This window comes from Bradyrhizobium tunisiense (assembly GCF_042263385.1).
In the GTDB taxonomy this organism is placed as follows: Bacteria; Pseudomonadota; Alphaproteobacteria; order Rhizobiales; family Xanthobacteraceae; genus Bradyrhizobium; species Bradyrhizobium tunisiense.
Window position 1 is genome coordinate 398,640 of record NZ_JBHLEV010000004.1, and the last position, 22,250, is coordinate 420,889.

The following is a 22,250-nucleotide window of genomic DNA, read 5'->3' on the forward strand; positions in this document are numbered from 1 at the left end:
TCATGGAAGCGTCCGCTCAGCTCGTCGTCCTCGCCGGCCTCGTCATCGGCCTGATCTACGGCGCCGTCGGCCTGCTCAGCGGCTTCTGCCTGATGAGCAGCATGCGCGGCTGGCTGGGCGAGGGGGACGGGCGGCTGGTGCGGACCTATGCGCTGGCGATCGGGGTGGCGATCGCCGCAAGCCAATTCCTCGCCGGCAAGGGCATGGTCGATCTCGGCAGGACGATCTACCTGCAACAGACTTTCTCGGTGCCTGTGCTGTTCCTCGGCGGTCTGCTGTTCGGCTATGGTATGGTGCTGTCGAACGGCTGCGGCTCGCGCGCGCTGGTGCTGCTCGGCCGCGGCAACCTCCGCTCCTTCGTCGTCGTGATCGTGCTTGCCATTGCCGCGCAGATGACGCTCAAGGGCCTCATCGCGCCGGCGCGCATCGTGCTGGTTCAGGCCTCGCAAACCACCGTCAGCGCCAATTCGCTGCCGTCCTTGCTGGGGACACTCGGTCTCGCCGAACCTCTCTCTCGCGCGCTGGCTGCGGCGGTCATCGTCGCCGCGCTGGTCCTGTTTGCCGTCGCGCATCCGGGGTTCCGCCGCTCGCCGGGCCAGATCGCAGCGGGCGTCATCGTCGGTCTCCTCGTCGCGGCCGGCTGGCTCGTCACCGGCTATCTCGGCGCCGACGACTTCAATCCGGTCGCGGTGACCTCGCTCACCTTCGTCGCGCCGATCGCCGACAGCCTGCAATACGCGATGCTCTCGACCGGCCTGACGCTGAACTTCGGTATCGCGACCGTGGCCGGCGTCTTCGCGGGCAGCCTCGCGACGGCGCTGGCCACGGGCCGCTTCAAGCTTGAAGGCTATTCCTCGCCGCGCCACATGCTGCGTTCGGGCGGCGGCGCCGCTCTGATGGGGATCGGCGGCGTGATGGCGTTCGGCTGTTCGGTCGGGCAGGGGCTCACCGGCATGTCGACACTCGCGCTGGGCTCGTCCGTCGCAGTCGCGGGCATCCTTCTCGGCACGACGGCCGGCCTGCGCGGAAACTTGCGGGTTCAGCCGCTCGCAACGGCCTGACCGCGCAACAGGCGGTCGCCGAGTGTCGCAAGCCCGATACCGGAGACGATCAGTCCGGCCGCGATGGCAAGGCTGATGTCGATCGGCTCCCCCAGCAGGATCGCAGCACTTGCGATGCCGACGAGCGGCGTCCCGGTGGTGCCGAGCGATGTCGTCAGCGCCGAGATGCTCTTGTTGACCATCGACATCGCCCAATAGGCCAGCGCCGTCCCGATCAGTCCCGAATACAGAAAGAGCGACACGAGCCTCCATGACCACTCGATTTGCGGCAGCCCGTCGAAGGTCATTGCCAGGGTCGAGAGCAAGGCCGTGGCCACGAGCACCTGCCAGAGCAGGAGCTGGAGCGGAGAGGCGATCCAGCGATGCGCGCGCATATAGATGATGTTCGCGGCCCAGGAGATTGCGGCGAGGATGACCATGCCGGCGCCGAGCAGGATTCCTGTATTGGTCCAGTCGATCGACGACGGATTCAGGATGACGGCAAGCCCGGCCAGTCCGAGCAGGGCGCCGGCGAGTTTCGGCGCGGTCAGCGTGTCCTTTCCGAGCATGGGCGCGGCGAGTGCGACCCAGAGCGGCGTGGTGTAGCCCAGCACGACGCCCTTGCTGGCAGGCAGAAAGCGAAGGCCGGCGGCGACCAGGATCGAGAACAGCGTCATGTGCAGCAGCGCGACGCTGAGGATGACAGGCACGTCGCGTCGTTCCGGGATCACGAGATTGTTGCTCAGTCCGAGGATCACCGTGAGGCTGATCAGCGCGATCCAGCTCCGGATCGCCGCGCTCCAAAGCGGCGGGACGAACTGCACCAGTTGCTTCGTCACCGACCAATTCACGCCCCAGGCCAGCACCACGATGAGGAACAGGCCGACGGCGGCGCGAGGTGACAGGGCCTTCATCTCGGATCTCCTTGAAGCAATCCGGTTGCGCGGATAGCATCCAATCTGGCACTTGAAAAAGTGCCAGATTGGAGAAGAACAAGGTGCCAGTTTCCGATGATATGATCTGGGCCCTGATCGACTTGAAACGGGCTGACGGCGAGGGGCTGGTGGCCCAGCTCACGAGCCGGCTGAGAGAGCTGATCGCGAGCGGCCGCCTCGGCAAAGGCCGCACGCTGCCGTCGAGCCGCCGGCTCGCGCGTGATCTCGGCGTCTCCAGGAACACCGTCACTTATGCGTTCGAGCAACTTGCTGCCGAGGGATATCTCGAAGCCTCGCCCGGCCGCCGTCCGGTGGTCGCTGTCGACGGCCGCGAGCCTACCGAATGGACCGGCGCCGTCGTATCGAGCAAGCGCTCCGCAAGGCCGCGGCTCTCACCCTGGGCTTCGAGGCTCAAGCAGGTCGACTGGCCGATGTCCTATCAGGGAGAGTTGAAGCCGTTGCGCCCGGGGCACGGCGATTTCAGGGAATTTCCGAACGAGGTCTGGGCGCGCTGTCTGCGCCGTAGCGCCGTAGGTGCGGCCAAGCGTGGGCTCGGATCGGTGAACCGGGCGCGCCTGCGCGAGGCGCTGGCGCACTATCTCGCCACCAGCCGCGGCGTCCGCGCGAGCGCGGACCAGATCATGATCCTGCCGAGCGCGCAGGCGGCATTGAACTTGATTGCCGCAACCGTCGTTGCGGCCGGTGACGAGGTCTGGGTCGAGGATCCCGGCTATCCCGGTGCTGTGGCTGCCTTCCGGGCCTCCAACGCGCGCGTGACCGGTATCAGACTGGACGAGCAGGGCATGCGACGGATGCCGGGACTTGCCGCGCCAAGGCTGATCTTCATGACGCCCTCGCATCAGCATCCGACGGGGCGGTTGATGTCGCTCGCCCGCCGCGCCGAGTTTCTCAGCCTGAGCAGGCCCGGCAAGACCTGGATCGTGGAGGACGATTACGACGGCGAATTCCATTATGACAGCCGGCCGGTGCCGGCCTTGCAGGGGCTCGATGCCCATGGCTGCGTGTTCTATGTCGGCACCTTCTCGAAGGTGATGACGTCGGATATCCGGCTTGGCTATCTCGTCGCGCCGCCGGCGCTGGTCGGCACCCTGGAGATCGCGCAGCGCCATGTCGGGCTCATCGCCGCCAGCCACGTTCAGGAGGCCCTGGCCGAATTCATCGCCGACGGCCACTTCCTCGCACATCTGCGCCGCACGCGCCGCCTCTATCGCGCGCGCCGCGATCATCTCGTCGAGGAACTGGAGCAGCAGCTGGGTGAGAAGCTCTCTGTCGAAGTGCCTCCGGGCGGCATCCAGCTCGTCGCCCGCTTCAAGCGCGGCACTGCCGACCAGGAGGCGGTGAAGCGGCTGGTCGCCGCGGGGGTCGAGACGCGCGCCCTGTCCAGCCTGGCGCTTGGTCGGCGCCGCGATCACGGCTTTCTGCTCGGCTTTGCGGCTTGGCGCGAGAGCGAGATCAGCGCGGCCGTGCGGACGATGGCATCGTGCTTCTAGTGCAAGTGGCTAGTCCGCCGCCCTCGTCACGATCCGGATCTCCGAGGTCAGTGTCCGGTGCACCGGACATTTGTCCGCGATTTCCATCAGCTTCTTGCGCTGGTCGGCATCGAGAGCGCCGTCCATCGTGATGTCGCGCTCGATCTGGTCGAGCATGCCCTCGCGCGTCTCGCACTCCGCGCAGTCCTTGGCGTAGATCTTGGAATGCTTCAGCGCGACGGTCACGCGTTCGAGCGGCAGCGACTTGCGGTCGGCATAGAGCCGCATGGTCATGGAGGTGCAGGCCCCCAAGCCTGCGAGCAGGAAATCATAGGGCCCGGGACCGGCGTCCTCGCCGCCGGCGGCGACCGGCTCGTCCGCCACCAGTCGATGCGGTCCGACGGTGATGATCTGGTTGAACTTGCTTTTCCGGGTCTCCTGCACCACCACCTGGCGCGGCGCCTCGGGCAGATCCATCGCCTTGGCGGGCTTGGCGGTGTCGATGTAGCGGCTTGCCCAGGCCGCGATCACATCGGCCGCATAGAGCGCATCGGCCGGCTTGGTGAGCAGATGATCGGCATGGTCGAGCGAGACGAAGCTCTTGGGGTGCCTGGCGGCAACGAAGATCCTGGTCGCATTGTCGATGCCGACGGTGTCATCGACCGGCGAGTGCATCACCAGCAGCGCCTTGTGCAGACCGGTGATATCCGTCATCAGCGCGTGCTCGGCGATGTCCTCCAGGAATTCGCGCTTGATCCGGAACGGGCGTCCAGCGAGCGACACCTCGACCTCGCCCTGCGTGCGGATGTTGTCGAGGTGCTCCTTGAAGAGGCCGGTCACATGCGCCGGGTCGGATGGGGCCGCGATGGTCGCGACGGCCCTGGCTTCCGGGATATTTTCAGCGGCCGCGAGGATCGCAGCGCCGCCGAGGCTGTGGCCGATCAGGATCGACGGCGCCTTGCGGACACTGCGCAGATGATCGGCGGCGCGGACCAGATCGGCGACATTCGAAGAAAACGTCGAATTGGCGAAATCGCCTTCGCTCGAGCCGAGTCCGGTGAAGTCGAAGCGCAGCACCGCGATGCCCTTGGCTGCGAGCGCGACCGCGATGCGCTTGGCCGCCAGCGTGTCCTTGCCGCAGGTAAAGCAATGCGCAAACAGCGCGTAGGTCGCGGGCTCGCCGTCGGGCAATTCCAGTGCGGCTGAAAGCTGATGACCGCCTTCGCCGGTGAATTGAAAGCGCTCGGTCGGCATGGGCTTCCCCCGTTCTTGCCTGGAATTCTAATCGTCTGAATAGCGCTGTTCGGCCCAGGGATCACCGCGGTTATGATAGCCGCGGACTTCCCAAAAGCCCGGCGCGTCCTCGGTCAGGAATTCGATGGCCTGGAGCCATTTGGCGCTCTTCCAGAAATAGAGATGCGGCACGACCAGACGCACGGGGCCGCCGTGCTCCTCCGTCAGCGGCTGGCCGGACCAGCTATGGGCGAGCAGCGCGTCCTCGGCGGCAAAGTCTTCCAGCGCGAGGTTGGTGGTGTAGCCGTCATGGCAATGCAGTGTGACGAAGCGTGCATCCTCGCGGGGCTGGCAGGCCGCGAGCAGCTCGCGCGTGGCGAGCCCTTCCCACTCGTTGTCGTAGCGCGACCAGGTGGTGACGCAGTGGATGTCGGAGGTGAACCGGGCCTGCTTCTGCGCAGCGAACTCCGCAAAGGTCCAGAACACGGGAGTCTCGATCGCACCGTAGACGTCGAGCCGCCAGCGCTCGCGCGACACCGGCGGCACGACCCCGAGATCGAGCACGGGCCAGTCCTTGGTGAGGTGCTGGCCGGGCGGCAGTCTTTGTTCCTGCGGCCGGGTGATCTTCCCCGTGAGAAAGCGGCCCTCGCGCGCCCACTTCTCCTTGGTGCGCGTCAGTTTGCTGTCGGGCGGCTCGTTGTCGTCAGCCATGGCCGTCCAGCCTCTCCATACTCGTGTTGGAAAGACCTACATCGCCTTTCCCAGCAGAAATGGCAACTGGCGCGGGCCTCGTACCGTGCCCTGCGACCAGGTCACGGTGCCTGCCGGATCGAGCGCGAAGTCTGGAATGCGCTTCAACCATTCCTCCAGCGCAACCTGCATCTCCATGCGCGCCAGGTTGGAACCGACGCAGCGGTGGATGCCGAGGCCGAAGGCGGCGTGACGATTTTCGCGGCGGTCTATCACGACTTTGTCAGCATCCGGAAACACCTTGGGGTCGCGGTTCGCGGCCGGGAAAGAGAGGAGCACCATGTTGCCCGCCTTGACCGGGCAACCCGAGATCGTCGTCTCCTTCACCACCTCGCGGGCCATCGTCACCGGCGAATAGGCGCGGAGCAGCTCCTCTACCGCGGTCGGAATCAGTGCGGGCTCGGCGAGCAGCCGCTCGCGGTCGGCCGGTGTCTTCGCAAGATGCCAGAGCGAGGAACCGATCGCGCTCCAGGTGGTGTCGATGCCGGCGATCAGAAGCAGGCGCAGCGAGCCCAGGACGTGCGAGTCTTCGAGCGGGTTGCCTTCCTTGTCCCTGGCGTTCATCAGGTAGGAGATGAGATCGTCGAGATCGTCGGTCGGCTTGTTCTTGCGCGCCTCGATATGCGCGCTGAAATAGGCGCTCATCTCCTGCACGGCCTGGAGCAGCTTGCTCTCGTCCTTGATGCCGAGTTCGAGGATCATGTGGATCCAGCGGATGAACAGATCGCTGTCGCTCTCTGGGATGCCCAGCATATGCGCGATGGCTCGAACCGGAATGTATTTGCTGTAGCGTGCTGCGGCGTCGACCTTGCCGTCGGCGATGAACCCGTCGATCAGCTCGTTGCAGATCGCGCGCATCCGCGGCTCCAGCTTCTTCATCGCGTCCGGCGTGAACGGCGGCAGCAGGAGCTGCTTGGCCGGCTTGTGCACGGGCGGATCCGAGGTGATCGGCGGAGCGGCGTTCCTCGCGACCTCTGGACGAACGTCGCGGACGATGATGCGGCGTGAGGAGAAATGCTCGGTGTCGTTGGCGATCTCGCGCACGGCTTCATAGGTCGTCGGCATGTAGCAGCCGAGGAAGCGGTCGGTGTGCACGACGGGGCTTGCGGCGCGCAGTTCATCCCAGATCGGGAACGGATCTTCCGTCCATTGCGGGTCGGTGTGGTCGAAATCGTTGACCCAGTCGGTGACCGGCGGATGGGCGACAGGCTGGCTGACGTCGGACATGTCGGGGAATCCTCGGGCTGGTGTTCGGATCGGGCACGCGGGCACAGGGAGCCCGCGCTACTCCTCGGTCACGTCGATTGCGATTTCCGGGCAATTGGATTTGGCGAGCCAGGCCTTGTCTTCAAGGCCCGGCGGGACAATGCCGTCGCCGGCTTCGTGCGCATTGCCGTATTCGTCGAGTTCGAACAGCTCGGGCGCGAGCGCCTTACAGCGGGCGTGGCCCTGGCATTTGTCGGGATCGACGTGAACCCTCAATCGCTCTGTCATGGCGGCTTCCTCGGTCGTATGCGCGCTGCTGGAAGGCGGCGCGTTCCTCTTGACGACATTGTCGCGGCATTTGCCGCTTGTTCTAAGTTATATGCTATTACATTCGCGACAGGCTTCCCCTGTCAAGCGCAAACTTATAGGCTTGCCTTCGACATGCGCTCCCAACTCGCTCGCAAGCCCGAGAACACCTACCATCATGGCGATCTCCGTGACGCACTGATCAAGGCCGCGCTGCGCGAGGCGGAGCACGGTGGCGCCGAGGCGATCAGCATCAAGGCGCTGGCCAAGCAACTCGGCGTCTCTCAGCCGGCGCCGTATCGGCACTTCGCCGACCGCGAGGCCCTGCTTGCAGCGGTGACGGCGGAGGCGTTCCGGCAGCTCAGCGCGATCCTGCGCGAGGCGATGACTGGTACGTCGAAGCAATCAAAGCTGTCGCGACTGGCGCAGGTCACCCTCGATTTCGGTCTGCGCCGCAATGGCATCTACCGTCTGATGTTCGCATCGCGCACCGTCTCATGCGCAGCCAAGGGCAGCGAGCTGCACGAGGCCACGCGCGAGACTTTTTCGCTCGTGATCGAAGCCCTCGAAGCGCCTGCCGTCGGCTATTTGCGCGAGCGGCAAGCGCTCAAGATCTGGGCGGCGTTGCACGGCGTGGTGATGCTGGCAGAGCAGGGCCTGTTCACCGGCGAGGCCGCCCATGCCACGCGCGAGGAATTGGTCGAGGATTTCGTCAACGAGACCAAGGCCGCGCTCGCGGCGGCGATCAAGGACGCACGCCGTCAGAAGAAGACCGGCGCTTAAGCCTTTGCTTTCAGTAGTCTCATCAGCTTGTCGACCGCGCTGTCAGGCGTCGTCACGACGGGGCGGCCGGTGGCCTCCGCAACCAACGGTGCCGTCGCTGCGATGCTGAACTGCGCCAGCGCGACCACGTCGCAATCGCACAGGTCCTTTGACGCCTCGACGACCAGCCGGTCGTGTGTGGCACGGTCGCCGTGGTCGAGCGCCGCCAGCGCGCCCTCGGCAAGCTTTGGCACGATCTGGACGGTCGCCGGAAACTCCGGGGGCATCGAGATTAGCGTCGGCGGGAAGGTCGAAAGCAGGCCGATGCGCTTGCCCATCGTCACTGCACGCTCGATCATCGCCTCGTTGGGCTTGAGCACCGGCATCTGCGCATGTGCTCGCGCGACGGCCTCGATGCAGGGGCCGAAGGCCGAGCAGGTGAACAGAATCCCGTTCGCTCCGGTCGTCGCCGCGTAATTGCCGAGCGCCAGGAAGCGCTCGGTCATGGTGTCGTTGAGCGCTCCGTCGCGCGCCAGGTCCGCCGACAGGCTGTCGTCGAGCAGGTTCATCAGCCGCGCCTCCGGCCACGCCTTCGCAAAAGCCGCTTCGATCGGGGCGATGGAGTGCTTGAGGGCGTGGATGAGGGCGATGCGAGGGGGCGTCGTCATTGGAGAGATGTCAGTTCTTCACCTTCGGATCAATCGGCGTCGTGCTACGCAGGCCCAATATATCCTCCAGCACCTTCGCGCCCGCGAGCACGTCGGCGTCGCTCCGCGGTGCGCCGACGACCTGCACGCCGACCGGCAGGCCGGACGTCGTGAAGCCGCACGGCAGCGACAGCGAGGGGCAGCAGGCCAGTGTGATGGCGTAGACAATGCCGAGCCATTCGACGTAATTGTCGAACGTCTTGCCGGCGCATTCGGCGACATAGCGGTGCTCGATCGGGAAGGGCGGCACGATTGTGGTGGGTGTCAGCAGCAGATCATAGGTCTTGAAGAACTCGACCGCCCGCGCGGTCATGCCGACGCGCTGGGCCTCGGCGCGCGCGAGCTGCTCCACGGTGAGCTTGAGGCCTTCCTCGATGTTCCAGATCACCTCGGGCTTGAGCAGCTCGCGCTTCGTGCGCAGCAGCTCCGCCTTGCTGATCGCGAAATCGAAGGCGCGCAGCACGTGGAAGCACTCATGCGCCTCGCGCCAGTCCGGATGCGCTTCCTCGACGATGACACCGGTCTCGGCAAAGCGTTCCGCCGCCTTCCGCGTGATCGCCTTCACCTCGGGATCGACGGGGGTGATGCCGAGGTCAGGTGAATAGGCGATGCGCTTCGGTTTCTTGGCGGATCGTGCGGATGTCAGGAACGAGGTCGCGGGCGCCGGCAGCGACAGCGGATCGTCGGCATAATCGCCGCTCATGGCATCGAGCAGCAGCGCGAGATCCTCGACATTGCGTGCCATCGGGCCCTGCACGCCGAGGTTGCGATCGATCGCTACTTTCGGCGTATGCGCGACGCGGCCGATGCTCGGGCGCATGCCGACGATGCCGCAGAAGGCTGCGGGGCTCCGCAAGGATCCGCCCATGTCCGAGCCTTGCGCGAGCCAGGCCATGCCGGTGGCCAGCGCCACCGCGGCGCCGCCGGAGGAGCCTGCCGCGGATTTCGTCGTGTCCCAGGGATTGAGCGTTGCGCCGAACACCTCGTTGAAGGTGTTGGCGCCGGCGCCGAATTCCGGCGTGTTAGATTTTGCGTAGACGACCGCGCCATTGGCCTCGAGGTTCTCGACCATCAGGTCGGACTTGGCGGGGATGTTGTCTTTGAAGATCGGCGAGCCCTGTGTGTTCAAGACGCCCGCAACGTCGGTCAGATCCTTGATCGGCACCGGCAGGCCCGCGAGCAGCCCGCGCGCGCCGGCGGGTTTGCGCATCAAGGCCTTGGCGCTGTCCCGCGCGCGATCGAAACACAGTGTCGGCAGCGCATTGACCTTGCCGTCGACTTCACCGACGCGCTTCTCCAGCACATCCAGGAGCTCGAGCGGCGAGACATCGCCAGACCGCAGCTTGTCGACGACAGTGCATGCGGTTTCGCGGATCAGGTCTTGAGACAATTATTTCACTCCTGTGCTCATTGTGTCGTCATTGCGAGCGCAGCGAAGCAATCCAGACTGCCGCCCCGGACACATTGCCGAATTGCTTCGCTCCGCTCGCAATGACGGAAAACTAACCCCACCCGGCGCTGATGCCGCCGTCCACCGTATAAATCACGCCCGACGTATAGCCCGCGCGGTCCGAGGCCAGGAACGCCATGAGGTCGCCGATCTCGCGCGCATGCGCAGGGCGGCCGAGCGGCAGGCTCTTCTGGAATTCCTTGTAGCGGCTCTCGTCGCCGAACTGGTGCTTGGCCCGCGTCTTCAGTAGCGTGACGTGGCGATCGGTGCCGACGGGCCCCGGATTGATGCCGACCACGCGGATGTTGTCGGCGAGGCTCTTGCCGCCGAGCGCGCGGGTGAAGGCCATCAGCGCGGCATTGCCGGCGCTGCCGCAGATGTAATTGGCGTCGAACTTCTCGCCGGCAGCCCCGATGTCGTTGACGATGACGCCGCCGCCTTTGGCCTTCATCTGCGCGTAGATTTGCCGCGTGAGGTTGATATAGCCGAACACCTTCAATTCCCAGGCGTGGCGCCAGGTCGCCTCGTCGATCTTGTCGATCGAGCCGCCGGGGATGTCGCCGGCATTGTTGACGAGCACGTCGATGTCGGCGGCTTCTTTCGCCAGCCGCGCCACGTCCTCGGCCTTGCGTAGATCGACGATGCTCGTTGCGGCATCGATCTGGTGCGCCGAGCGTAAGCGCTCGGCCAGCGCCTTGAGCTGATCGCCGCTGCGGGCGGCGAGCAGGAGATGCGCGCCTTCCTCGGCAAATGCTTCGGCCGCGGCAGCGCCGATGCCCTTCGACGCGCCCGTGATCAGGACGCGCTTGCCACGCAGATGCAGATCCATGAGGGTACTCTCGGAATGGGAACAGGATCAAACCAGTAGGCGCATGGCCGCGCCACGGTCAACATTGCAGTGCAGCGTTGCACTGCTGGCGCGTTTGGTCCATTGCAGTGCGATCAGAAAGGCGGCGGCTGCCGGACCAAAAAGGGACGTTCTCGATGAGCAAGAAACAATACCGGATCGCGGTCATTCCCGGCGACGGCATCGGCAAGGAAGTCATGCCCGAGGGCCTGCGCGTCATGGAAGCCGCGGCGAAGAAGCACGGCGTTGCCCTGCATTTCGACCATTTCGACTTCTCGTCATGGGACTATTACGAGAAGCACGGCCAGATGATGCCGGATGACTGGAAGGAGAAGATCGGCAAGCACGATGCGATCTATTTCGGCGCGGTCGGCTGGCCGGCCAAGATTCCGGACCACGTCTCGCTGTGGGGCTCTCTGATCAAGTTTCGCCGCGAGTTCGACCAATATGTGAATTTGCGCCCGGTGCGGCTGATGCCCGGCGTGCCGTCGCCGCTGGCGGGCCGCAAGCCCGGCGACATCGATTTCTGGGTGGTGCGCGAGAACACCGAAGGCGAATATTCCTCCGTCGGCGGCCGCATGTTCCCCGACACCGACCGCGAGTTCGTGACGCAGCAGACGGTGATGACCCGCACCGGTGTCGACCGCATCCTGAAGTTCGCCTTCGAGCTCGCACAGTCGCGGCCGAAGAAGCACCTGACCTCCGCGACCAAGTCCAACGGCATCTCCATCACCATGCCCTATTGGGACGAGCGCGTGGAGGCGATGGCCAAGAAGTTTCCCGGCGTGAAGTGGGACAAGTACCACATCGACATCCTGACCGCGAACTTCGTGCTGCATCCCGACTGGTTCGACGTCGTGGTCGGCTCCAACCTGTTCGGCGACATCCTGTCCGACCTCGGCCCGGCCTGCACCGGCACGATCGGCATCGCGCCGTCAGGCAACATCAATCCCGAAGGCGATTTCCCCTCGGTGTTCGAGCCGGTGCACGGCTCGGCGCCCGATATCGCCGGGCAGGGCATCGCCAACCCGATCGGCATGATCTGGTCGGGCGCGATGATGCTGGAGCATCTCGGCCAAAAGGAAGCCGGCCGTTCGATCGTGGAGGCGATCGAGCGCACGCTCGCCGAACGCACGCTGCGGACGAAGGACCTCGGCGGCAACGCCGACACGACGGCTTGCGGCAAGGCTGTTGCGGACATGGTGGATTGAGGCTGGGCGTTCTTGCCCACTCTTCTTGTAGGACAGGGTGGCTCGCCGCGTAGCGGCGAGCCGGGTGAGGGGTCTGTCTCGGCAGATGCCGGCCCATGACTTGAGGAATTGCGTGCGGAGGCAACCCCTCATCCGGCGCTTCGCGCCACCTTCTCCCACAGGGGAGAAGGGAAGACTGCGCGCCGCGTCAGGCCGTTCAGCCCGCGATCTTCTCGATCGCCGCCTGATCCAGCCCGAACTTCTTCCCGGCCTCGATGATCTCCTGCCAGGTGGTCGGGTCGACCGGAATGCCTTCGGCGAGGCGCTTCGTCTTGGTCTCGCGCTCTGGCTCGCCGGCGATCTTGACCTTGTCGACGCCGGAAGCGGGCGGTGAGCCGGTGTGCCAGGCGACGAAGCTCTCGACTTCACGCGCGAGGTTCTCGCCGGTGCCGAGCTTGGCGGGATCGATGACGATCGAGAGCATGCCGTTGAGGACGTTGTACTTGCCGTCGGACGGGCCCTTGACCACTTGCCCGCCGGAGAGCGCGCCGCCGAGGATTTCGCACACCAGCGCAAGCCCCGAGCCCTTGTGCTCGCCGAAGGGAAGGATGGCGCCGTACGGGGGGATCACCGTGTAGCGCGGATCGACCGTCGGCTTGCCTTCATTGTCGATGACGGTGCCGGGCTCCAGCGCGACGCCCTTGTTGTGGGCGACGCGGGTCTTGCCCTGCGCGATCCTGCTGGTGGCGAAGTCGAGCACGATGGGGTCCTTGCCTGCACGCGGGATGCCGACGCAGAACGGGTTGGTGCCGTGGCGCGCATCGCTGCCGCCCCAGGGCGCCACGATCGGCCGAGAGATCACGTTGACGAAGTGGATCGAGACCAGCCCGTGGTCGATGCACTGCTCGGCCCAGTGGCCGATGCGGCCGATATGGTGCGAGTTGGAAAGGCCGACGAGGCAGACGCCATTTTTCTTGGCGCGTTCGGCCGCGAGCTCCATCGCTTCATGGCCGATCACCTGGCCGTAGCCGGTGAGGCCGTCGAGGGTGAGGAGCGGACCGGTGTCGAGCACGATCTTGACGTGCGCGTTCACGGCGAGGCCGCCATTGGTGACGCTCTGAACATAGCGCGGGATCATGCCGACGCCGTGGGAGTCGTGGCCTTTGAGATTGGCCTCGACGAGATTGCTGGACACGAGCTCGGCCTCGCGGTCCGAGGAGCCGCCGGCCTTGACGATGGCGCGGATGGCGTTGGTGAGCGGCTCTGCCTTGATGGTGCGATAGTCGGCCATTGCTGTTGCTCTTATCCCTTCGCGATTTGGCGGGGAGCGTAGGGTGGATTAGGCGAAACCGTAACCACCGCTTCTGTCCCCGCGGAATAGACAATGGTGGGTTACGCCCTGCCGACGCGCTTCGCGCCTCTGCAGGGCTAACCAACCCTACGAATTCACGATCCGGCGACAGTGGACCAATGCCGCTTCAATCAGGTTCTCGCTGGCCTCCGGCGTCCGGAAGGCCGAGTGCGCCGACAGCGTCACGTTCGGGATCTTCGTCAGCGGATGATCGCCAGGCAGGGGCTCGGTGTTGAAGACGTCGAGACCGGCATGACGGATGTGACCCGACTTCAGCGCGTCGATCATCGCCGCTTCGTCGACGATCGCGGCGCGCGCGGTGTTGACGAAGATGACGCCCCGCTTCATCGCAAGGATCTTCTCGCGCGTGATCATGCCGCGCGTCTCGTCGTTGAGCAGCAGATGCAGCGACACCACGTCGCTCTTCGCCAGCAGCGTGTCGAGATCGGTGAACTCCACGCCCGGATGGCTCTTCGGCGAGCGGTTCCAGGCGATCACCTTCATGCCGCTGCCCGCCGCGATGCGCGCAACTTCTGCTGCGATGCCGCCGAACCCGATCAGGCCGAGCGTCTTGCCGGTGAGCTGCATGCCATCCTCGCGCAGCCAGTTGCCGGCGCGCATCTCGCGGTCCATCATTGCGATGACGCGGGCCGAGGCCCACATCAGCGCTATTGCAGACTCTGCCACGGCCGTGTCGCCATAACCCTTGATCAGGTGCACGGAGATGCCGAGCTCGGCGAGTTCTTCCGGGTTCATGTAGCTGCGTGCGCCGGTGCCAAGGAACACGACGTGCTTCAGTCCGGTGCACTTCTTCGCGACCTCGGTCGGCAGCGCGGTGTGGTCGACGATCGCGATCTCGGCCCCATCGAGAATCTCGGGATATTGCTCCGACCTGATGTCGGGATTCCGGTTGATCCGCACCTTGGGATCGCCGGGCTGCTCCAGCCGCTCCATGATGACGGCCAGCGATTCATTGGCGTCGACGAATACTCCGCGCATGGTTTTCTCCGGTCAGGACGCGAGGCCGGCGATCGCCAGCACGGTATGCATGAGGACGTTGGTGCCAGCGGCGCAATCCGGCTGCGTGGCATCCTCCAGCTCGTTGTGGCTGATGCCGTCCTTGCAGGGCACGAACACCATCGCCGCCGGCATGACCGTGTTGAGGTTGCAGGCGTCATGGCCGGCGCCGGAGGTGATGCGGCGAGAGGAATAGCCGAGCGTCTTCGCCGCGTTCTCGACCGCCGCGATGAGCTTGGGGTCGAAATGCGTCGGCGGCTTGCGCCAGACCAGGTCGATCTTGACCTCGACCTTGCGACGCGCGGCAATCTCCGCAATCGCTGCGCGCAGATCGCGATCGAGCGCGTCCATGATGGCGCCATCGGCGCTGCGGCAATCCATGGTGAAGGCGATCTCGCCGGGAATGACGTTGCGCGAGGGATTTGCGATGACGGCTTCGCCGATGGTGCCGACCGCGTTCGGCCCGTGCTTCTTCGCGATGGACTCCATCGCCAGCACGATTTCCGACAACGTCGCCAGCGCATCGCGCCGCAGCGGCATCGGCGTCGAGCCGGCGTGGCTCTCGAAGCCGGAAATCCTGCCATCGTACCAGAGCACGCCCTGGCCGGAATCGACCACGCCGATGGTCTTGCCTTCGGCCTCCAGAATCGGTCCCTGCTCGATGTGCAGCTCGACGAAGCAGCCGAGCTTCTGGAAGCCGACGGGCTTGTCGCCGCGATAGCCGATGCTGTCGAGCGCCTGGCCGACCGTCGTGCCCTCGGCGTCCTTGCGCGACAAAATGTCGTCCGTGGTAAAGTCGCCGACGTAAGCCGCGGAGGCCATCATCGCAGGTGCGAAGCGCGAGCCTTCCTCGTTGGTCCAGTTGACCACGCAGATCGGCGCCTCGGTTTCGATGCCGGCATCGTTCAACGTACGGATCACTTCCAGCGCGCCGAGTGTCCCCAAAATGCCGTCATACTTGCCGCCGGTAGGCTGGGTGTCGAGATGCGAGCCGATGCCGACGGGCGGCTTCGACATGTCGCGGCCCTTGCGCAGGCCGAACTGTGATCCGAGCGCGTCGACGTGAACCTCGAGTCCGGCGTCCTCGCACGCTTTGCGGAACCAGTCGCGAACCTGCTTGTCTTCGTTGCTCAGCGTCAGCCGCCGCACGCCGCCTTTGGCTGTCGCACCGAATTGTGCGGTCTCGTGGATCGACCCCCAGAGGCGGGCGGAATCGATTTGCAAATTGGTGGCGGCTCGGCTCATGCGGTCGTTCTCTCTTTTGTCCGGCGCCTGTTTCAATGACGCGCCAGCGCGGGCGCGTCAACCGCGAGGCTGCTCTGCGCAATCTGCCGGGCCAGCTCGGCGACGCGCTCCACGGCGACGACGTCGGGCGAGGCGAGCCAGCTCGCGGTGAAGGTCAACGGCGCGATCGCAAGATCGGTGTCGAGCAGCTGCAGCCGCCCGTCGGCGATCTCGTGCTCCACAATGGCGTCGGGGATCACGGCGACGCCGAGCCCTTCCACCGCCATGTGGATCACGGTCGCAAGCGAAGCGGAGGCGTGCAGACGGATCGGCGGCAGGTCGGGGCGGTCGAAGACCTCGCGTACGACCTCGTAAGGCTTGGTCTTGCGCGGGAAGGTGATGATTGGAAACCGTGCGAGCTCCGCCGGCGTCACCGGGCCGTTGCCAAGGCCGAGGGAGGGGCTTGCGAGGAAGCCGATCGGATAGTCGGCGAGCACGCGATTGTGGACGCCAGAGGCGGACAGCGGTCCGACGACGAACGCGAGTTCGATCTCCTGCGCGAGCAGGCGCGAAGTGAGGTTCGGCGTGATGTCGACTTCGATCTCCAGCGACAGGTTCGGATAGACCTGGTTCACGCTCTTCACGAGGCGTGGCAGCCAGGTGTGCACGATGGTCTCGGCCACGCCGAGCCGCATCACCCCGCGCATCGCCGACCGGTCGCCGATCTCCGCGATCATCTGAGCCCGCAGGCCGATCAGCTTCTCCGCATAGACCATCATCTGCCGGCCGCTCGGGGTCGGTGAGGCCACGCGATGATCGCGGTTGAGCAGCTTCACGCCCATCTCGCGCTCGAGCTGGGCGATGCGCTGGGAGATCGCCGGCTGGGTCGTGTTGAGCCGTTGCGCGGCGCCGCGGAAGCTGCCGAGCTTCACAACCCAGAGGAATGTCTCGATCGACCTGAAGTCCAGCATTGGAAGGATTTCCCCAGTCGATAAACTTTATTTATCGAGATTGATTAGAAACGACGATTAGACTTTATAGCACGCTTGGTGTTGGCTTGTCCTTGTCGAGTTTATAGGCAGGTCGATTACATGACTGTTTTGGTGGCAGCGCAGCAAACTGAAACGCCCGACGCCCTTCCGAGCCGCAAGGCCCGGCTGGCCTATCGCGGGGGGCTTGTCGCTTCCACCGCCGGTGTCGCCCCCGGTTTCGTCCAGGGCAATCTGGCGATCCTGCCTGCGGAATATGCCGGCGCCTTCCACCGCTTCTGCCAGCTCAACCCGAAGCCGTGCCCGATCATCGGTATGTCCGACGTCGGCAGTCCACACATCCCGGCGCTCGGCGCCGATCTCGACATCCGCACCGACGTGCCGCGCTACCGCGTCTGGCGCGACGGCGAGGTCGTGGACGAGCCGACCGACGTGACCAAGCATTGGCGCGACGATCTCGTCACCTTCGTGCTCGGCTGCTCCTTCTCGTTCGAAGAGGCGTTGCTCGACGAGGGCATGCCGATCCGCCACATCGAGCAGAACGTGCGCGTGCCGATGTACCGCACCAGCATTGCCTGCGGCGAGGCGGGGCCGTTCGCCGGTCCCATGGTGGTGTCGATGCGCCCATTCAAGCCGGCGGACGCGATCCGTGCGGTGCAGATCACCTCGCGTTATCCAGCCGTGCACGGTGCGCCCGTGCATCTCGGCCATCCGCATCTGATCGGCATCAAGGACATCACCAAGCCTGACTATGGGGATCCGGTGCCGGTTGCCGATGACGAGATCCCGGTGTTCTGGGCGTGCGGTGTGACGCCGCAATCAGTGATCAACGCCGCCAAGCTGCCGTTCGCGATCACGCATTCGCCCGGCCTGATGCTGGTGACGGATCTCAAGAACAAGACCATGGCCGTGATTTAGTAGGCAGCGTCTGCTGCTTGTTCGGGCTTTACCGCATCCATCAATCGCTTCATTCGATCAGCCAAATTCAATGACAGGGGACTTTGCCATGACGATCACTCGCCGCGACGTGTTGTTGGGAGCCACCGCCACCGCTGCGCTGGTGCCGCTGGCAGCGCGCGCCCAGACCCCTGAAGTCGTGATCGGCGTGATCTATCCGTTCTCCGGCGGCAGCGCGCAGCAGGGCGTCGACGCGCAGAAGGCTTATGAGACCGCGCTCGAGGTCATCAACAAGGATGCCGATTTCGACCTTCCGTTGGCCAAGGGCGAGGGCCTGCCGGGTCTCGGTGGTGCGAAGATCCGTCTCGTGTTCGCCGACCACCAGGCCGATCCGCAGAAGGGCCGCGCCGAGGCCGAGCGCCTGATCGCGCAGGAGAAGGTCTGCGCCATCATCGGCACCTATCAGAGCGCAGTCGCCGTCACCGTCAGCCAGATCTGCGAACGCTACCAGGTCCCGTTCGTTTCCGCCGACAATTCCTCGCCGAGCCTGCATCGCCGCGGCCTGAAATATTACTTCCGCGCCGCGCCGCATGACGAGATGTACTCGGCCGCGATGTTCGACTTCTTCGATGCCATGAAGAAGAAGGGCACCAAGATCGAGACGCTGTCGCTGTTCCACGAGGACACCATCTTCGGCACCGATTCCGGCAACGCCCAGGCCAAGATCGCCGGCGAACGCGCCTACAAGATCGTCACCGACATCAAGTACCGCGCCAACTCGCCCTCGCTCTCGGCCGAGGTGCAGCAGCTCAAGTCCGCGAATGCGGACGTGCTGATGCCATCGAGCTACACCACGGACGGCATTTTGCTGGTCAAGACCATGGCCGAGCTCGGTTACAAGCCGAACGCGATCGTGGCGCAGGACGCCGGATTCTCCGAGAAGGCGCTCTATGATGCCGTCGGCGACAAGCTCGAAGGCGTGATCTCGCGCGGCACCTTCTCGCTCGACCTCGCGCAGAAGCGCCCGATGGTCGGCAAGATCAACGACATGTTCAAGGCGCGGTCGGGCAAGGACTTCAACGACCTCACCTCGCGCCAGTTCATGGGCCTGATCATCCTCGCGGACGCCATCAGCCGCGCCAAGTCGACCGACGGCGAGAAGATCCGCGATGCGCTGGCGGCGACCGACATCCCGGGCGAGCAGACCATCATGCCCTGGAAGCGCGTGAAGTTCGACGAGATGGGCCAGAACAACGATGCCGACCCGGTGCTGTTGCAATATGTCGGCGGCAAGTTCGTCACCATCTTCCCGCCGCAGGCCGCGATCGCCGAGGCGATCTGGCCGATGAAGTAAGATTGGGAACGCGGGAGCTCAGGTGCAGCTCCCGCCCTCATCCTGAGGAGCGGGCATAGCCCGCGTCTCGAAGGACGGGGCTGGCCATCCTTCGAGACGCGCCCTTCTGCGCGCTCCTCAGGGGCAGGATCTATTTTGGGGGACGACTTTTGACAGCCCAAGCCATTATCCAGAGTCTCGCGAGCGGCCTGCTCATGGGCCTGCTCTACGGACTGATCGCCGTCGGCCTTGCGCTGATCTTCGGCCTGATGGACGTCACGAACTTCGCCCATGGCGAGTTCCTGATGATCGCGATGTACCTGTCCTTCTTCCTGTTCGCGTTCTTCGCCATCGACCCCTTGCTGTCGGCGCCGCTGGTCGCTGCGGCGCTCTTCGTGTTCGGGGCGGTGATCTACTTACTCATTGTACGCTTCGCCATGCGGGCCAAGGCCAACGCCGGCATGGTGCAGATCTTCACCACCTTTGGCCTTGCCATCGTCATGCGCGGCCTCGCGCAGTTCTTCTTCACGCCGGATTATCGCAGCATTCCGCAGTCCTGGCTCGGCGGCAAAACCGTCTCGATTGGCGGCATCTTCCTGCCGGAGCCCCAGTTGGTGGGCGCGCTGGTCTCGATCGCGGCTTTTGCCGGCCTCTACTTCTTCATCCACCGCACCGATTTCGGCCGCGCGATCGAAGCCACCCGCGAAGATCCCGGCGCCGTCGCACTCGTCGGCATCGACAAGAACCGCGTGTTCGCGTTCGGCTGGGGCCTCGGCGCTGCGCTGGTGGGGCTTGCCGGCGCGATCATGGCGAGCTTCTTTTACATCTATCCCGACGTCGGCGCGTCCTTTGCCCTGATCGCCTACGTCACGGTAGCGCTCGGCGGCTTCGGCAGCGTGTTCGGCGCCTTCGCAGGCGGCATCATCGTCGGCCTCGTCGAAGCCACCACGGCCCTGGTGCTGCCGCCGTCGCTGAAATCGGTCGGCATCTACGCCGTCTATCTGCTGGTCGTCTTCATTCGGCCGCGCGGCCTGTTCGGATCGATGTGATGGACAAGGATTTTGCAACGCGGCGCCGCCGCGACCTCATCATCGCTGCGATGCTTGCCGCGATCGCCGCAGCAACGCCCTTGTTCGTGAAGGACGTCGTCGTCCAGAACATCCTGATCCTGACGCTGATGTATGCGGGACTGTCACAGAGCTGGAACATCCTGTCCGGCTATTGCGGACAGATCTCGCTCGGGCACGCCTTGTATTTCGGCCTGGGTGCCTACACCACCGAACTGCTGTTCACCAAGTTCGGCGTGCTGCCATGGTTCGGGATGCTGGCGGGTGGCGTCGTGTCGGCGCTGATCGCGATGGGGCTCGGTTATCCCTTCTTCCGCCTGCGTGGCCATTACTTCGTGATCGCCACCATCGTCATCGCCGAGATCGGGTTGCTGCTGTTCCACAACTGGGAATGGGCCGGTGCGGCGATGGGCATCACCATTCCGATCCGCGGCGACAGCTGGCTGAAATTCCAGTTCCTGCGCACCAAGCTGCCGTATTTCTATTTCGCGCTGGCACTGTGCTGCCTTGCCTGGTTCGTCACCTGGTGGCTGGAAAACTCCAAATGGGGATTCTGGTGGCGCGCGGTGAAGGACAATCCTGACGCGGCCGAGAGTCTCGGTGTCGACGTGTTCAATTCCAAGATGGGCGCGGCCGCCGTCTCTGCCTTCCTGGTCGCGGTGGGTGGCAGCTTCTACGCCCAGTTCGTCTCCTACATCGATCCCGAAAGCGTCATGGGCTTCCAGTTTTCGCTGCTGATGGCGCTGCCCGCCGTGCTCGGCGGCATCGGCACCCTGTGGGGGCCGGTGTTAGGGGCCGCCATTCTGATCCCGCTGACGGAGTTGACGCGCTTCAAGTTCGGCGGCTCGGGGCGCGGTGTCGACCTCATCGTCTACGGCACGCTGATCGTCCTGATCTCGCTGGCCCTGCCACGAGGCCTGCTGAGCCTGTTTTCACGCCCTAAGAAGACGGGAGCCGCACGATGACGCCGCTTCTCGAAACCCGCGGGGTCTGGCAACGCTTCGGCGGCCTCGTCGCCAACAGCGACGTCTCGATTTCGGTCGGCCGCGGCGAGATCGTCGGCCTGATCGGTCCCAACGGTGCCGGCAAGTCGACGCTGTTCAACCTGATCGCCGGCGTGCTGCCGCCCACCCAAGGCTCGATTCTGTTCGATGGCGAGGACGTCACCCGCATGCCGGCGGCCCAGCGTTGCCAACGCGGCATCGGTCGTACCTTCCAGGTGGTCAAGAGCTTTGAGACCATGACCGTGATCGACAACGTCATCGTCGGTGCGCTCGTGCGCAACACGGTGATGCGTGAGGCCCGCCGCAAGGCGCATGAGGTGCTGGAGTTCACCGGCCTTGCGGCGCGCGCCGACGTGCTCGCAAGCGACCTCGTGCCGGCCGAGAAGCGCCGCCTCGAAGTCGCCCGTGCGCTCGCGACCGAGCCGAAGCTGTTGCTGCTCGACGAAGTCCTCACCGGCCTGACGCCGACCGAGGCGCAGACCGGTGTCGCACTTGTGCGCAAGGTGCGCGATGCCGGCATCACCGTGCTGATGGTCGAGCATGTCATGGAGATCGTGATGCCGCTGGTCGACCGCGCCATCGTGCTCGACCTCGGCAAGGTGCTGGTCGAGGGCAAACCCGCCGATGTCGTCCGCGATCCCAAGGTGATCAGCGCATATCTGGGAGATCGTCATGCTCAGCGTGCGTGAAGTCACGACCGCCTATCAGGGCCTGGTCGCGATCTCCGCGGTCTCGATCGAGGTCCAGAAGGGCGAGATCGTCTGCGTGGCCGGTGCCAACGGCGCGGGCAAGTCGACGCTGCTCAAATCCATCGCCGGTGCCGAGCGCCCGCGTTCGGGCACGGTGACGTTCGACGGCAAGCGCCTCGACGGCATGGCGCAGCATCACATCACAGCGACCGGCATCGCCTATGTCCCGGAGAACCGCCGCCTGTTTCCACGCCTGTCGGTGCGCGACAATCTCCGCCTCGGCAGCTACCTCTACCGAAGCGAGGCAAACCGCGAAGAGCCGCTCGATCTCGTCTTCAAGCTGTTCCCACGTCTCCAGGAACGTTTGGAGCAGCGCGCCGAGACGCTTTCTGGCGGCGAGCAGCAGATGCTCGCGATCGGCCGCGCGCTGATGACACGCCCGCGGCTGTTGATGCTGGACGAGCCGTCGCAGGGCATCATGCCGAAGCTCGTCGACGAGATCTTTCAAGCCGTAAAGCTCATCCGCGACTCCGGCATGACCGTGCTGATCGTCGAGCAGCGCATGGCCGAGTGCCTCGAGATCGCCGACCGCGCCTACATCCTGCAAACCGGCCGCGTGCTGATGCAGGGCGCAGCGAGCGAGATCAAGGGCAATCCGGATGTGCGCAAGGCGTATCTGGGGCTGTAGCTAGATTGCCACGGCATACTCTGCCGTCATCCTGAGGTGCGCGCCCTTCGCGCGCCTCGAAGGATGCGCTGCGAG

At 65.0% G+C, this 22,250-nt stretch carries 22 protein-coding genes; 10 read left to right on the top strand and 12 right to left on the bottom strand.

From position 1 onward, the window contains the following. The first annotated feature begins 2 nt into the window (after nt 1-2). On the top strand, nt 3-1,061 hold the full coding sequence (locus ACFDR6_RS20690) for a YeeE/YedE family protein (protein ID WP_375859326.1): 1,059 nt from the start codon (nt 3-5) through the stop codon (nt 1,059-1,061). On the opposite strand, the gene ACFDR6_RS20695 is transcribed toward ACFDR6_RS20690, so the two are convergent. Further along, on the bottom strand, nt 1,040-1,954 hold the full coding sequence (locus ACFDR6_RS20695) for a DMT family transporter (protein ID WP_375859327.1): 915 nt from the start codon (nt 1,952-1,954) through the stop codon (nt 1,040-1,042). The two genes, ACFDR6_RS20690 and ACFDR6_RS20695, sit on opposite strands and share 22 nt — an antisense overlap. A 101-nt stretch (nt 1,955-2,055) precedes the next feature. Between ACFDR6_RS20695 and pdxR the strand changes: the two genes are divergently transcribed. Further along, nucleotides 2,056-3,486 (top strand): MocR-like pyridoxine biosynthesis transcription factor PdxR, encoded by a 1,431-nt coding sequence (gene pdxR / locus ACFDR6_RS20700; RefSeq protein WP_375859569.1) that lies wholly within the window; start codon nt 2,056-2,058, stop codon nt 3,484-3,486. Between the two features lie 9 nt (nt 3,487-3,495). Here pdxR and ACFDR6_RS20705 read toward each other — a convergent pair whose 3' ends face one another. The 4 genes from ACFDR6_RS20705 to ACFDR6_RS20720 are packed head-to-tail and all read right to left on the bottom strand — an operon-like array spanning nt 3,496 to nt 6,942. Beyond that, nucleotides 3,496-4,719 (bottom strand): bifunctional alpha/beta hydrolase/OsmC family protein, encoded by a 1,224-nt coding sequence (locus tag ACFDR6_RS20705; RefSeq protein ID WP_212081173.1) that lies wholly within the window; start codon nt 4,717-4,719, stop codon nt 3,496-3,498. A gap of 27 nt (nt 4,720-4,746) precedes the next feature. Continuing rightward, the gene (locus ACFDR6_RS20710; protein WP_212081174.1) at nt 4,747-5,409 is read right to left on the bottom strand and encodes a sulfite oxidase-like oxidoreductase; all 663 of its coding nucleotides are present in this window, start codon (nt 5,407-5,409) and stop codon (nt 4,747-4,749) included. 36 nt (nt 5,410-5,445) lie between these two features. Then, nucleotides 5,446-6,675: a cytochrome P450 gene (locus tag ACFDR6_RS20715; RefSeq protein WP_212081175.1), complete on the bottom strand. Its 1,230-nt coding sequence runs from the start codon at nt 6,673-6,675 to the stop codon at nt 5,446-5,448. 57 nt (nt 6,676-6,732) lie between these two features. Then, nucleotides 6,733-6,942, bottom strand: a complete 210-nt coding sequence (locus ACFDR6_RS20720; protein WP_212081176.1) for a ferredoxin — start codon at nt 6,940-6,942, stop codon at nt 6,733-6,735. Between the two features lie 153 nt (nt 6,943-7,095). On the opposite strand from ACFDR6_RS20720, the gene ACFDR6_RS20725 reads away from it, so the two are divergent. Further along, the gene (locus tag ACFDR6_RS20725; protein WP_212081177.1) at nt 7,096-7,743 is read left to right on the top strand and encodes a TetR/AcrR family transcriptional regulator; all 648 of its coding nucleotides are present in this window, start codon (nt 7,096-7,098) and stop codon (nt 7,741-7,743) included. Here ACFDR6_RS20725 and ACFDR6_RS20730 read toward each other — a convergent pair. The 3 genes from ACFDR6_RS20730 to ACFDR6_RS20740 all read right to left on the bottom strand — a co-directional run bounded on the left by ACFDR6_RS20730 (nt 7,740) and on the right by ACFDR6_RS20740 (nt 10,708). Further along, nucleotides 7,740-8,390 carry an aspartate/glutamate racemase family protein gene (locus ACFDR6_RS20730; RefSeq protein WP_375859328.1) on the bottom strand — a complete coding sequence of 217 codons (651 nt, stop codon included), beginning with the start codon at nt 8,388-8,390 and terminating at the stop codon, nt 7,740-7,742. The genes ACFDR6_RS20725 and ACFDR6_RS20730 overlap by 4 nt on opposite strands. 10 nt (nt 8,391-8,400) lie before the next feature. Further along, nucleotides 8,401-9,819, bottom strand: coding sequence for an amidase (locus tag ACFDR6_RS20735; protein ID WP_375859329.1), 1,419 nt, complete (start codon nt 9,817-9,819; stop codon nt 8,401-8,403). A 112-nt stretch (nt 9,820-9,931) separates the two neighbouring features. Then, the gene (locus ACFDR6_RS20740) at nt 9,932-10,708 is read right to left on the bottom strand and encodes an SDR family oxidoreductase (RefSeq protein WP_194407007.1); all 777 of its coding nucleotides are present in this window, start codon (nt 10,706-10,708) and stop codon (nt 9,932-9,934) included. A 155-nt stretch (nt 10,709-10,863) separates the two neighbouring features. Here ACFDR6_RS20740 and ACFDR6_RS20745 point away from each other — a divergent pair, with 155 nt between their 5' ends. After that, nucleotides 10,864-11,937: a tartrate dehydrogenase gene (locus tag ACFDR6_RS20745; RefSeq protein ID WP_212081181.1), complete on the top strand. Its 1,074-nt coding sequence runs from the start codon at nt 10,864-10,866 to the stop codon at nt 11,935-11,937. A 196-nt stretch (nt 11,938-12,133) separates the two neighbouring features. Here ACFDR6_RS20745 and ACFDR6_RS20750 read toward each other — a convergent pair whose 3' ends face one another. The 4 genes from ACFDR6_RS20750 to ACFDR6_RS20765 all read right to left on the bottom strand — a co-directional run bounded on the left by ACFDR6_RS20750 (nt 12,134) and on the right by ACFDR6_RS20765 (nt 16,479). Beyond that, the gene (locus tag ACFDR6_RS20750; protein ID WP_375859330.1) at nt 12,134-13,207 is read right to left on the bottom strand and encodes a malate/lactate/ureidoglycolate dehydrogenase; all 1,074 of its coding nucleotides are present in this window, start codon (nt 13,205-13,207) and stop codon (nt 12,134-12,136) included. Between the two features lie 147 nt (nt 13,208-13,354). Next, a complete protein-coding gene (locus ACFDR6_RS20755) occupies nt 13,355-14,266 on the bottom strand; it encodes an NAD(P)-dependent oxidoreductase (protein ID WP_212081183.1) in 912 nt (303 codons plus the stop codon). Nucleotides 14,267-14,278: 12 nt separating this feature from the next. Continuing rightward, nucleotides 14,279-15,529 (bottom strand): Zn-dependent hydrolase, encoded by a 1,251-nt coding sequence (locus ACFDR6_RS20760; RefSeq protein WP_212081184.1) that lies wholly within the window; start codon nt 15,527-15,529, stop codon nt 14,279-14,281. Between the two features lie 32 nt (nt 15,530-15,561). Then, a complete protein-coding gene (locus ACFDR6_RS20765; protein ID WP_212081185.1) occupies nt 15,562-16,479 on the bottom strand; it encodes a LysR family transcriptional regulator in 918 nt (305 codons plus the stop codon). A gap of 120 nt (nt 16,480-16,599) precedes the next feature. On the opposite strand from ACFDR6_RS20765, the gene ACFDR6_RS20770 reads away from it, so the two are divergent. The 6 genes from ACFDR6_RS20770 to ACFDR6_RS20795 all read left to right on the top strand — a co-directional run bounded on the left by ACFDR6_RS20770 (nt 16,600) and on the right by ACFDR6_RS20795 (nt 22,175). Next, nucleotides 16,600-17,415, top strand: coding sequence for a putative hydro-lyase (locus ACFDR6_RS20770; protein ID WP_212081186.1), 816 nt, complete (start codon nt 16,600-16,602; stop codon nt 17,413-17,415). A gap of 88 nt (nt 17,416-17,503) precedes the next feature. Then, the gene (locus ACFDR6_RS20775) at nt 17,504-18,748 is read left to right on the top strand and encodes an ABC transporter substrate-binding protein (protein ID WP_375859331.1); all 1,245 of its coding nucleotides are present in this window, start codon (nt 17,504-17,506) and stop codon (nt 18,746-18,748) included. A gap of 149 nt (nt 18,749-18,897) precedes the next feature. After that, nucleotides 18,898-19,776, top strand: a complete 879-nt coding sequence (locus ACFDR6_RS20780) for a branched-chain amino acid ABC transporter permease (protein ID WP_212081188.1) — start codon at nt 18,898-18,900, stop codon at nt 19,774-19,776. Next, nucleotides 19,776-20,759 carry a branched-chain amino acid ABC transporter permease gene (locus tag ACFDR6_RS20785; RefSeq protein WP_212081189.1) on the top strand — a complete coding sequence of 328 codons (984 nt, stop codon included), beginning with the start codon at nt 19,776-19,778 and terminating at the stop codon, nt 20,757-20,759. The genes ACFDR6_RS20780 and ACFDR6_RS20785 overlap by 1 nt, the downstream gene beginning before the upstream one ends. Beyond that, nucleotides 20,756-21,487 (top strand): ABC transporter ATP-binding protein, encoded by a 732-nt coding sequence (locus tag ACFDR6_RS20790; protein WP_212081190.1) that lies wholly within the window; start codon nt 20,756-20,758, stop codon nt 21,485-21,487. Before ACFDR6_RS20785 ends, ACFDR6_RS20790 begins: the two co-directional genes overlap by 4 nt. Continuing rightward, nucleotides 21,471-22,175, top strand: coding sequence for an ABC transporter ATP-binding protein (locus tag ACFDR6_RS20795; protein WP_212081191.1), 705 nt, complete (start codon nt 21,471-21,473; stop codon nt 22,173-22,175). Before ACFDR6_RS20790 ends, ACFDR6_RS20795 begins: the two co-directional genes overlap by 17 nt. Nucleotides 22,176-22,250 lie beyond the last annotated feature (75 nt).

Bases quoted from the DNA above. Each gene is read 5' to 3' on its own strand.
- ACFDR6_RS20690 (WP_375859326.1), top strand. From the start codon at position 3: ATGGAAGCGTCCGCTCAGCTCGTCGTCCTCGCCGGCCTCGTCATCGGC.
- ACFDR6_RS20695 (WP_375859327.1), bottom strand. From the start codon at position 1,954: ATGAAGGCCCTGTCACCTCGCGCCGCCGTCGGCCTGTTCCTCATCGTG.
- pdxR (WP_375859569.1), top strand. From the start codon at position 2,056: ATGATCTGGGCCCTGATCGACTTGAAACGGGCTGACGGCGAGGGGCTG.
- ACFDR6_RS20705 (WP_212081173.1), bottom strand. From the start codon at position 4,719: ATGCCGACCGAGCGCTTTCAATTCACCGGCGAAGGCGGTCATCAGCTT.
- ACFDR6_RS20710 (WP_212081174.1), bottom strand. From the start codon at position 5,409: ATGGCTGACGACAACGAGCCGCCCGACAGCAAACTGACGCGCACCAAG.
- ACFDR6_RS20715 (WP_212081175.1), bottom strand. From the start codon at position 6,675: ATGTCCGACGTCAGCCAGCCTGTCGCCCATCCGCCGGTCACCGACTGG.
- ACFDR6_RS20720 (WP_212081176.1), bottom strand. From the start codon at position 6,942: ATGACAGAGCGATTGAGGGTTCACGTCGATCCCGACAAATGCCAGGGC.
- ACFDR6_RS20725 (WP_212081177.1), top strand. From the start codon at position 7,096: ATGCGCTCCCAACTCGCTCGCAAGCCCGAGAACACCTACCATCATGGC.
- ACFDR6_RS20730 (WP_375859328.1), bottom strand. From the start codon at position 8,390: ATGACGACGCCCCCTCGCATCGCCCTCATCCACGCCCTCAAGCACTCC.
- ACFDR6_RS20740 (WP_194407007.1), bottom strand. From the start codon at position 10,708: ATGGATCTGCATCTGCGTGGCAAGCGCGTCCTGATCACGGGCGCGTCG.
- ACFDR6_RS20745 (WP_212081181.1), top strand. From the start codon at position 10,864: ATGAGCAAGAAACAATACCGGATCGCGGTCATTCCCGGCGACGGCATC.
- ACFDR6_RS20750 (WP_375859330.1), bottom strand. From the start codon at position 13,207: ATGGCCGACTATCGCACCATCAAGGCAGAGCCGCTCACCAACGCCATC.
- ACFDR6_RS20755 (WP_212081183.1), bottom strand. From the start codon at position 14,266: ATGCGCGGAGTATTCGTCGACGCCAATGAATCGCTGGCCGTCATCATG.
- ACFDR6_RS20760 (WP_212081184.1), bottom strand. From the start codon at position 15,529: ATGAGCCGAGCCGCCACCAATTTGCAAATCGATTCCGCCCGCCTCTGG.
- ACFDR6_RS20765 (WP_212081185.1), bottom strand. From the start codon at position 16,479: ATGCTGGACTTCAGGTCGATCGAGACATTCCTCTGGGTTGTGAAGCTC.
- ACFDR6_RS20770 (WP_212081186.1), top strand. From the start codon at position 16,600: ATGACTGTTTTGGTGGCAGCGCAGCAAACTGAAACGCCCGACGCCCTT.
- ACFDR6_RS20775 (WP_375859331.1), top strand. From the start codon at position 17,504: ATGACGATCACTCGCCGCGACGTGTTGTTGGGAGCCACCGCCACCGCT.
- ACFDR6_RS20785 (WP_212081189.1), top strand. From the start codon at position 19,776: ATGGACAAGGATTTTGCAACGCGGCGCCGCCGCGACCTCATCATCGCT.
- ACFDR6_RS20790 (WP_212081190.1), top strand. From the start codon at position 20,756: ATGACGCCGCTTCTCGAAACCCGCGGGGTCTGGCAACGCTTCGGCGGC.
- ACFDR6_RS20795 (WP_212081191.1), top strand. From the start codon at position 21,471: ATGCTCAGCGTGCGTGAAGTCACGACCGCCTATCAGGGCCTGGTCGCG.